Here is a 954-nt window from a genome sequence, read left to right as displayed (position 1 = left end):
GTTACGACGCGCCTTGGCTTCGTCGTGGTTACGGACCGGGTGATAGTTCGACGGTGCCTTTGGCAGGGCCGCCAGATAGGCGGCTTCCTCGATATTAAGTTCATCAAGCGATTTGTCGAAGTAACGCAAGGCTGCGNNCGGGGTAAAGCCCTGGTCCAGGGCAGCCAGATAAATAAACGGCTTAAAGGCCGACCCCGGCTGACGGCGGGCCTGTGTCGCACGGTTGAATTTCGACAGATCATGCGAAAAACCGCCCGACATCGCCAGCACGCGACCCGTGTGCGGATCCATTGCCACCAGACCGCCGTTGACGTTCGGGATCTGACGCAGTCCATAGGTGTTGGGCGGAAGCGTCTCGCCATCAAGTTCAGCGAAATGTTTGACGTAAATGACATCGCCGGGTTTCAGGACATCTGACGGGCGGTTAACGACCGCACCCAATGTCTGGCCCTTTTGCCACGGGCGCGCCCATGTCAGGAAACGCAGCGGAATGCGGCCCTGCTCGCCATTCATCAGGCCCAGTTTTGCCTCGTTGGCGTCGGTATCAAGAACAACCGCACGATCCCAAGGGATATCGGCGGGCGTTTCGACTTCGCGCAGGGCCTGCTGCCAGTTGCCCGACAGATCAATGTTGGTGATCGGTCCGCGCCAGCCATGACGGCGATCATATTCGACCAAGCCGTCAAACAGCGCCTTGTCGGCGATATCCTGCAAACGCGGAACCACGGTCGAACGCACAGAAAGGCCACCGTCATAGAGCATGCCTTCGCCGTAACGATCGACAAGCTGGCGACGGACTTCTTCGGCAAAGAAATCAGCCTGATAGGTATCAACCGATTCACGGCTTTTGCCCTGAAGCGGGGCCGACCATGCTGCCTGTGCCTCGGCCTCGGTGATGTAATTTTCTTCCAGCATCCGGCCAATCACCCAGTTACGACGCGCCTTGGCTTCGTC

General features: G+C 58.6%; 1 protein-coding gene. It reads right to left on the bottom strand.

Going from position 1 to position 954, the window contains the following annotated elements:
- A partial coding sequence (locus B3Z49_RS04915) for a penicillin-binding transpeptidase domain-containing protein (protein WP_296988573.1) occupies positions 1-954 on the bottom strand: 954 nt, incomplete at both ends.

The sequence above is a fragment of the Thalassospira sp. UBA1131 genome, assembly GCF_002311515.1.
Classification (GTDB): Bacteria; Pseudomonadota; Alphaproteobacteria; order Rhodospirillales; family Thalassospiraceae; genus Thalassospira.
This window is presented reverse-complemented; position numbering and strand designations above follow the sequence as displayed.